Annotated in this window: 5 protein-coding genes; 1 reads left to right on the forward strand and 4 read right to left on the reverse strand. The window is 70.2% G+C overall.

Going from position 1 to position 7,497, the window contains the following annotated elements; genetic code table 11:
* Positions 1-92 precede the first annotated feature (92 nt).
* The 3 genes from GEV28_RS41315 to GEV28_RS41325 form a co-directional block, all read right to left on the reverse strand.
* On the reverse strand, positions 93-281 hold the full coding sequence (locus tag GEV28_RS41315) for a hypothetical protein (protein WP_291419697.1): 189 nt from the start codon (positions 279-281) through the stop codon (positions 93-95).
* Between the two features lie 319 nt (positions 282-600).
* Positions 601-1,314 carry an MOSC N-terminal beta barrel domain-containing protein gene (locus GEV28_RS41320; RefSeq protein WP_291419698.1) on the reverse strand — a complete coding sequence of 238 codons (714 nt, stop codon included), beginning with the start codon at positions 1,312-1,314 and terminating at the stop codon, positions 601-603.
* A gap of 15 nt (positions 1,315-1,329) precedes the next feature.
* On the reverse strand, positions 1,330-2,298 hold the full coding sequence (locus GEV28_RS41325; protein ID WP_291419699.1) for a LuxR family transcriptional regulator: 969 nt from the start codon (positions 2,296-2,298) through the stop codon (positions 1,330-1,332).
* Positions 2,299-2,443: 145 nt separating this feature from the next.
* On the opposite strand from GEV28_RS41325, the gene GEV28_RS41330 reads away from it, so the two are divergent.
* Positions 2,444-6,673: a carboxypeptidase regulatory-like domain-containing protein gene (locus GEV28_RS41330; protein ID WP_291419700.1), complete on the forward strand. Its 4,230-nt coding sequence runs from the start codon at positions 2,444-2,446 to the stop codon at positions 6,671-6,673.
* Between the two features lie 143 nt (positions 6,674-6,816).
* On the opposite strand, the gene GEV28_RS41335 is transcribed toward GEV28_RS41330, so the two are convergent.
* On the reverse strand, positions 6,817-7,329 hold the full coding sequence (locus GEV28_RS41335; protein WP_291419701.1) for a hypothetical protein: 513 nt from the start codon (positions 7,327-7,329) through the stop codon (positions 6,817-6,819).
* Positions 7,330-7,497: the final 168 nt, after the last annotated feature.

Here is a 7,497-nt window from a genome sequence, read left to right on the forward strand (position 1 = left end):
ACCGGAGCTCACCGTTCTCCGCAACAAGATCCTCATAGGACGGACGCCGACCGGTGAACACCACACCATGATCCACACACCAGCACCCAAGATCAAGTCACCACGCCGCGCAGGTCAGGACCTACCCGTGAATGGACACTCTCCGAGCGCTGCTCGGGAAAGATCGTCTCCTCGGTTGAATGGGTGCGAACCTTCAACATGCCTGGCTTACCGTTCTTTTCAAAACGCCGCTGAGCCAAATATCGATAAACGAAGAAGATAACCAATCCCACGAGCGCCACCCATGGAGTTTGCATCATGGATCAGCGCCTTCCTTCCTTTCCAAATTGGCCGCCAGATCCTGAGAAAGTTGTGGAGGCATGCTTGGTCTAGCGTTTTTTGGGAAGAGTGAGCGCCCACCTTATTGATTACCCTGAGAAAAACTATCGCATGCGTTGAGAATTACGTGATAACCGACAGCTAACGACCAGCTAACGACATGAGCATGTGTGACAGATGATGCGGAGTCCAACCAAACGGACAGGCCCGGATGACCCATGACTGATGTCCGCCCTGGCCCGACCTGCTGGCGTGTCAGCGACGACCAGAACCGCCCGGTCCTCAACGACGACGACCGGTGAGCTCCAGGGGGTCGCCGACCCGGACCACTCCGGGTCGGGTGACCGTGGCGAGCGCGTCGAGCTTGGTGTCGTGGTGCCGGGCGACGGCCCGGAGCACGGCGGGGGAGTGCGGCAGGTCGGCCTGGGCCTCGTTGGTCATGACGCACCGCTCGCTGGAGCGGACGAACGTGACGTGCAGGTCGGGTCCGATCCGGGCGTCGTGGCCGAGCCAGTCGTCCTCGGCGAACGGCGGGGTGCCCGGCGGCGTGCGGATCACGAGGTTGGGCCGGAACCGCCGCTCGTCGACGGCGATCCCGGGGGTGGCGGTGCGGAACCAGTTGAGGGTGGCGGTGGTCAGCACGCTGAGCGGGAGCTGGTCGAAGTGCGAGACCGCGCCCTCGATCGCCACGGCGACGTCGTCCCGGCCGAGGTACTCGCGCAGGTAGGCGTCGGGGTCCGGGACCGGCCGGCCGGCCGGGTCGAGCAGCTCCGGGGTCTCGCCGGTGTGGCGGCTGCGCAGGTGGAGGAGGCCTGCCATCCTGCGGAACCGGCGGGTGTTCTTGCCGGAGCCGAACTTGCCGTCGCCGTCGCGTACCGCGAAGAGCCGGTCCCCGACGAGCCCGCGCTCGTCGACCTCGACCCGCCGCAGCGGCTCGCCCCCGGTCGACTTGATCGGGTACCGCCAGATCCGCTCGACCACCCCGGACACCCCCACCGGTCGACCCTATCCTCAGACCCAGCCGCGCCGGGCCGCCTCCATGCCGGCCTGGAACCGGGTCTCGGCCCCGACCGACGCCATGATCCGGTGCACGTGCCGGTGCACCGTGCGCACGCTCCACCCGAGGGTCCGCGCGATGGTCTCGTCGGTCACCCCACCGGCCAGCAGCCCCAGCAGCTCGGCGTCGTCGTCGCCCAGCTCGGCCTGCTCCGCCGGGTCCGGCGCCTTGTTGAGCGGTATCGCCCGCTCCCACACGGCGTCGAACAGCTCCGAGAGCGCGTCGAGCAGCGACGACGGGTGCACGAGATACGACGCGTCGGCCCGGTAGTCGGACACGGACACCGGGATCAGCGCGAGCCGGTCGTCGGACAGGGCCATCTTCATCGGCAGCGCCGGAGCCACCCTGGCGCGCTCGCCGTGCCGGATCCCCTTCCAGATCTCGGCCATCCGACCCGGAATAGTGAGCGCCGCCTGGTCGTAGAGGGTGCGGTAGCGGACCTTGCCCTCGCTGAGGTGCAGGTACTCGTCCTGGTTGCCCTCCGGCTGGTCCTCGGTGTAGGGCGGCTTGTCGAAGACGCGCACCTCGCGCTCTGCGCTGCGCAGCAACCGGAAGAAGGCGTTGCGCACGTTGGCCGCGCCCTCGATGACCTCGATCAGCTCGGCCGGGTGGCCGGACTCGCCATGGCCGCGGTGGGCGTCCGCGAGCTCCTGCGCGTGACTGCGTAGCCGCCGGACGTCCCGCTCCCATGCGGCGATCAGGGTCGCGGCCGCCAGGTCGGGCGTCACGGCCGCGAAACGCGCCGGCCGCCCGGGTAGCCGGGTGACCAGACCCCGGTCGACGAGCCGGTCCAGGATGCGGGCGGTTCGGTCCCGGGTCTGGCCTGCGTCCTCCGCGAGCTCGGCGATCGTGGCCTGCCTGCGCGGCACCAACACCTCGTAGAGCTGCTCCTCCGGGCCGGGCACTCCCACGGCTTCCCACATTCGGCGGCCATCCTCGTTCGTCCGTCATGTTCCTGACACCTGTCCGGAACTCGCATTCCGGTCTTCTTGTCCGGGCTGGCAGGAGTATGTCAGCGTCTCCGTGTCGGGGAGTGTGTCAGGTCAATGACATCTGCTGGAGGACTCCATGGCACGTGCCGGGCGCAAGAGTTGGATCGGCCGGATCGGCGCGTTACCCGCCGCGGTCGTCGTCGCCGCGTCCCTGCTGGTGATCGCGCCGACAATCGTGCCGGCAGAGGCCGCGGCCGCACCGGCGCGCGAGCCGCCGGTCGGGCTGGCGCCGCACAGCGACGCCGACGAGAAACCGGCCCACCCGGTACGACGCTCCTGCGCGGAACCGGCGAAGGAAGGCCACGCCGCGTGCCTCGCGCTCATGCGCACCGACGTGCCGGCCACGACCGGCCTGGCCGCGGCCGACCCGCAGGGGTACGGCCCGGCCGAGCTGCAGGACGCCTACGACCTGCCGTCGGACACCGCGGGGGAGGGCGCGTTGGTGGCGATCGTCGACGCCTTCGACCACCCCCGGGCCGAGGAGGACCTGGCCGTCTACCGCCAGCAGTTCGGCCTCGCGCCGTGCACCTCCGGGAACGGCTGCTTCACCAAGGTCAACCAGCGCGGCCAGCAGGGCGACTACCCGCGCCCCGATGCCGGCTGGGCACAGGAGATCTCGCTCGACCTGGACATGGTGTCGGCGGCGTGCCCACGGTGCCGGCTGCTGCTCGTGGTGGCCGACAGCACCGGCCTCGACGACCTCGGGCAGGCCGTGAACACCGCCGTGCAGCTCGGCGCCAAGTACGTCTCGAACAGCTACGGGAGCTCGCCCGAGTCCGCCGCCCACTCCAGGTACAACGCGTACTACGACCATCCGGGGGTGGTGATCACGGCCAGCTCGGGCGACTACGGGTACGGCGTGTCCTTCCCCGCCGCGTCCCCGCTCGTCACCGCGGTCGGCGGCACCTCGCTCGTGGCCGACCCGAGTGCTCGCGGCTGGGCCGAGACGGTGTGGGCCGGCGCGGGCAGCGGGTGCTCCCGCTTCGAGCCGAAACCGGAGTTCCAGGCCGACGCCGACTGTCCGAACCGGACGGTCGCGGACGTGTCCGCGGTCGCCGACCCGGAGACCGGGGTCGCGATGTACAACACCTACGGCCTCGACGGCTGGGCGGTGTTCGGCGGCACGAGCGCGTCGGCGCCGCTGATCGCGGCCACGTACGCGCTGGCCGGCGAGCCCGCCGCGGACACCCGCCCGAACTCCTACCCGTACGACAAGCCGGGCTCGCTGTTCGACGTGACGGCCGGCAACAACGGTGACTGCGACGGCTCCTACCTGTGCACCGGCACGACCGGCTTCGACGGACCGACCGGACTGGGCACCCCGAACGGGGTGTCGGCCTTCGGCACCGGGCCGCACGGGACGCTCGCCGGCGCCGTGACGGACTTCCGCCGCCAACCCGTCGTCGGCGCGAAGGTCACCGCGGGTGGCAGGTCCGTGATCGCCGGGTCCGACGGCAGGTACACGCTGCGCCTGCTGGCCGGCACCTATGACGTGACGGTGTCCGCGTTCGGGTACCGGGATGCCGCCGAGAACGGCGTCGTGGTCGGCGACGACGCGCACCTGACCGCCGACTTCCGGCTCGCCACCCTGCCGACCGCGACGGTGAGCGGAACCGTGCGCGACGGGTCGGGCCACGGCTGGCCGCTCTATGCCGAGCTGACCATCGACGGCGTGCCGGGTGGGCCGGTCCTCACCGACCCGATGACCGGCCGCTACCGCGTCGAGCTGCCACGGTCGGCGTCGTACACGATGCACGTCAGCTCGACCGAAGCCGGGTACCGGACCAAGGATGTGACCGTGGCCGTCGGCAGGTCCGACGTCACGGCGGACGTCGACGTCCCGGTGGACGCCGAGGAGTGTGCCGCGGCGCCCGGGTACGGCTACGACTACGACGGGGTCGCGACCGACTTCGCCGGCTGGACCGGCACGGCGCCGCAGGACGGCTGGACCGTCACGGACGCCGAGGGCAACGGGCAGACGTGGGCCTTCGACGACCCCGGCGGCCGCGGCAACCTGACCGGTGGCGAGGGCGAGTTCGCCACGCTCGACGCGGATGCCTACGGGCCGGCGCACGGCTACGACACCGCACTCGTCTCGCCGCCGGTCGACCTCAGTGCCCAGGACGACCCGGTCGTCGGCTTCCGCAGTGACTACCGGAGTGCTTCGCGCTCGCGGATCTCGGTCGACCTGAGCACCGACGGCGGCACGACCTGGACGTCGATCTGGAAGAAGAACGTCGGCGACCAGAACGGCATGGTGGCCGTGCCGATCCCGCAGGCGGCCGGCGAGCCCGACGTACGGGTGCGGTTCCACTACGACGGCTTCTGGTCGTGGTGGTGGCAGCTCGACGACGTCTACGTCGGTTCCCGTTCGTGCGAACCGGTTTCCGGTGGCTTGGTCTCCGGGGTCGTGAAGGACCGCAACACCGGGGAAGGGATCAACGGCGTGACCGTGCGCGGCGGCGGTGGCGACGGGTCGGGCGGCTCGGCCGTGTCGGTGGCCACGCCGGAGGACGGGCGGGTGTCCGACGGGTTGTACCGGCTCTTCCTGCCCGGATCGGGCCGGCAGGCGCTGACCGCGACCTACGGCATGTACCAGCCGCGGACCGAACGGCCGTCGGTCGGGCCGGACCGGATCGAGCGGCAGGACTTCTCCCTCGCCGCCGGGCGGCTCGAGGTCAGGCAGGACGACGTCTCGGTCGACCTGCCGCTCGGCGAGGACCGGTCGACTCGGGTCATGTTCACCAACAAGGGTTCCGTGCCGGCGCACGTCGTGCTGGACGAGCAGGACGGCGGCAACGAGCCGGCCGAGGCGGCGGGCAGGAAGGCCGACGCGGAGGTGCCGGTCCGGCGGGTCAAGGGCGACTACAGCCCGGAGCGGCACGTGGCGGCCACCTCCGGGGCGACCAGGGCCCGGCAGGCCGAGCCGGCGTCGACGCCGTACGCCGGGCCGTGGCAGCCGGCGTCGGACTACCCGATCCCGATCACCGACCAGGGCGCGGCCGCGATCGGCGGCAAGATCTACTCGGTCGGCGGTTTCGACGGGACGACCGACGTGCGGTCGGGGTACCGGTACGACCCGGTCGCCCAGACCTGGAGCCCGATCGCCGACATGCCGACCGCTCGCGAGGGCATGCAGGTCGCGGCCATCGCCGGGAAGCTGTATGTCGCGGGTGGCTGGGCGCCGGACGGCACCCTGCCCGCCGGCACGGATGTGTACGACCCGGTGACGGACACCTGGTCGTCGGTGGCCGCCAACCCCGCGCCGCGCGCGTTCGCCGCCACCACGACGCTCGACGGCAAGATGTACGTCGTCGGCGGCTGCCGCGCCCAGGGATGTACCCCCGAGGTGACGGTGTACGACCCCGGCGAGGACAGCTGGACCCGGGTGGCCAACTACCCGTTCCCGGTGTCCTTCGCGGCGTGCGGTGGCATCGACGGCAGGCTCTACTGCGCGGGCGGGCTGGTGCCCGATGTCGGTCACGGCTTCGACCGGCCGACCGCCAGCGGGTCCTCCTACGACCCGGCTTCGGACACGTGGACGGCGATTCCCGATATGCCGCACGACTTCTGGGGCAGCAGCTACGGTGCCGCCAACGGTGAGCTGCTCGTCTCCGGCGGCATCATCCTGACGAGTACCACGCTGACGAACGAGGGCGTCGCCTACGACCCGGCTGCCGGGGCGTGGCACGCGTTGCCCAACTCGATGCACGCGCTGTACCGCGGCGCGGCGACGTGCGGGTTCTACAAGATCGGCGGGGGCACCAGCGACGACGACCCGGCATGGGTCGAGTCCGAGGTGCTGCCGGGCTACGACCGGTGCGGGACGACCGACGTCCCGTGGCTGTCGACGGACCGGACCGAGCTCGACGTGCCGGCGCATCGCAGCGTGTCGGTGCGGGTCACCCTGGACTCGGCCGCGGCCACCGGTTTCGGCGACTACCGGGCATGGCTGGCCGTGTCGACGAACACCCCGTACGTCATGGCACCGATCGAGGTGACGATGCGCGTCGAGCGTCCCAGGACATGGGGTGAGATCACCGGCACGGTGACCGGCCGGGAATGCTCCGGCGACACTTCGGCGCTGGCCGGCGCACCGGTCTGGGTCGACGGCCGGGACGTGAGCTACCCGCTGACGACCGATGCGCAAGGGCACTACTCACTGTGGCTCGACCAGCGGCACAACCCGCTGTCGGTCATCGCGACCAAGGACGGGTACCGGCCGAAGTCGGCGACCGCCCACGTACGGCCGGGCAGATCGACGACGCAGGACTTCGCGTTGCAGACCGCGAAGACGTGCGGCTGACCAGTTGTAATCCGCGTCCGCGTGGCCGTGCCTCGGGCATGGCCACGCGGACGCGTCGTGGCGGGCTGGATGCGGTGCTGCGGGCATTTCTACCGGTCAGCGCTGTATCCACGCCTAGATGGTTGATTCCGTGAAGTTGGTGTTCAGTGATCGAACGCGATCAATGACCGTTTGCTGGTCACGTCGTTGGTCCAGTTGTGCCAGATGCCTGTGGCAAGGGCAAGCAGACGCCGCGTGACTCGGGTGAACACTCCTGCTGGGGTGCGTGCCCCGTGGTGTTCGAGGTCGAGTTGGCCCTTGAGGGTCTGGTTGACCGACTCGATCCACTGGCGCACGCCACCGAGGTTGCCGTGGGTGTAGGTCTCGTTCTTGCGGTCCGGGCGCAGCAATTCCACCCCCCATCGCAGCGGTGATGGTCTTGAAGTCCACAGGTCGTCGAACCACGACGGGCAGCACGCGGCCAGGGTGATGATCGCCTTGCACAGCAACGGTTCAGCCGCCTTCAACCGCTTGTGATAGCCCGACTGGGTCGGCATGTCCGGGAACATGACCCGCCACTCACGATCGGCACGGATATGGCGGATCCAGCGCCGCTCGCTGGGGAAGCGCTGCAGTACCTGGGCTACCGCGAGGGTGATCAACTCACTGTCGGTCAACCGGCTGATGGTGGTGGCGGGAGGAGAACGGCTGATGTTGATCGACAGCGAGGACGCCGAGGGGATCATCGAACGCGTCGCCGCGCTCGACATCGGCACGGCCGAGTTGGTGGCGTGTATCCGGGTGCCCAACCCGGACAAGCCCGGGCGCCGGGCGCAGGAGATCAC

This window comes from Actinophytocola sp. (assembly GCF_009379765.1).
Classification (GTDB): domain Bacteria; phylum Actinomycetota; class Actinomycetes; order Mycobacteriales; family Pseudonocardiaceae; genus Actinophytocola.

Excerpts from the sequence above, each read along its gene's own strand:
- GEV28_RS41325 (WP_291419699.1), bottom strand. The coding sequence starts at position 2,298 with ATGTGGGAAGCCGTGGGAGTGCCCGGCCCGGAGGAGCAGCTCTACGAG.
- GEV28_RS41330 (WP_291419700.1), top strand. The coding sequence starts at position 2,444 with ATGGCACGTGCCGGGCGCAAGAGTTGGATCGGCCGGATCGGCGCGTTA.